The organism is Ruminococcoides intestinihominis (assembly GCF_040096285.1).
Classification (GTDB): Bacteria; Bacillota; Clostridia; order Oscillospirales; family Acutalibacteraceae; genus Ruminococcoides; species Ruminococcoides intestinihominis.
In genome coordinates this window covers 1-1491 of the sequence record NZ_JBBMEY010000092.1, presented here as the reverse complement: position 1 = coordinate 1491, position 1491 = coordinate 1, and the positions used below count along the sequence as shown (strand labels likewise).

Genomic DNA, 1491 nt, shown 5'->3' with positions numbered 1-1491 from the left:
TCTGGCTTGGTGATTTCTTTCTTACTCAAGCCTTTGGTGGAGATAAGCGGGATCGAACCGCTGACCCCCTGCTTGCAAAGCAGGTGCTCTCCCAGCTGAGCTATACCCCCATATCTCTTTAGGGTCGGACCCTGAAAATTAAACAACAAACTTGAAATCCATTCTGACCTTGGATATGAGTTACTTTCTAACTCATTTCTCCATAGAAAGGAGGTGATCCAGCCGCACCTTCCGATACGGCTACCTTGTTACGACTTCACCCCAGTCGCCAATCCTACCTTCGACAGCGCTCTCCCTAAGGTTAAACTACTGGCTTCGGGTATTACCGGCTCCCATGGTGTGACGGGCGGTGTGTACAAGGCCCGGGAACGTATTCACCGCGGCATGCTGATCCGCGATTACTAGCAATTCCAACTTCATACAGGCGAGTTGCAGCCTGCAATCTGAACTGAGAATGCTTTTAGGGGTTTGCTCCATATCGCTATTTTGCTTCCCTCTGTTTACATCCATTGTAGTACGTGTGTAGCCCAGGTCATAAGGGGCATGATGATTTGACGTCGTCCCCACCTTCCTCCGTTTTGTCAACGGCAGTCCTATTAGAGTGCTCTTGCGTAGCAACTAATAGCAAGGGTTGCGCTCGTTGCGGGACTTAACCCAACATCTCACGACACGAGCTGACGACAACCATGCACCACCTGTCTTTGTGTCCCGAAGGAAAAATCTATCTCTAGATTCGTCACTCGATGTCAAGACCTGGTAAGGTTCTTCGCGTTGCTTCGAATTAAACCACATACTCCACTGCTTGTGCGGGCCCCCGTCAATTCCTTTGAGTTTCAACCTTGCGGTCGTACTCCCCAGGTGGATTACTTATTGTGTTAACTCCGGCACGGAAGGGGTCAGACCCCCCACACCTAGTAATCATCGTTTACAGCGTGGACTACCAGGGTATCTAATCCTGTTTGCTACCCACGCTTTCGTGCCTCAGCGTCAGTTAAAGCCCAGTAGGCCGCCTTCGCCACTGGTGTTCCTCCCTATCTCTACGCATTTCACCGCTACACAGGGAATTCCGCCTACCTCTACTTCACTCAAGCTCAATAGTTTCAAATGCAGTGCATGGGTTGAGCCCATACATTTCACATCTGACTTACCAAGCCGCCTACGCACCCTTTACACCCAGTAAATCCGGATAACGCTTGCTCCCTACGTATTACCGCGGCTGCTGGCACGTAGTTAGCCGGAGCTTATTCATTTAGTACCGTCATTCTTCGTCCTAAATAAAAGAAGTTTACAATCCGAAAACCTTCATCCTTCACGCGGCGTTGCTGCGTCAGGGTTTCCCCCATTGCGCAATATCCCCCACTGCTGCCTCCCGTAGGAGTCTGGGCCGTGTCTCAGTCCCAATGTGGCCGTTCAACCTCTCAGTCCGGCTACCGATCGTCGCTTTGGTGGGCCGTTACCCCGCCAACTGGCTAATCGGACGCGAGTCCATCT

At 51.3% G+C, this 1491-nt stretch carries 1 tRNA gene and 1 rRNA gene; both read right to left on the bottom strand.

Going from position 1 to position 1491, the window contains the following annotated elements:
• Positions 1-34: 34 nt before the first annotated feature.
• Positions 35-110, bottom strand: a tRNA-Ala gene (locus tag WMO18_RS10855).
• A gap of 96 nt (positions 111-206) precedes the next feature.
• Positions 207-1491, bottom strand: a 16S ribosomal RNA gene (locus WMO18_RS10850); the annotation flags it as partial.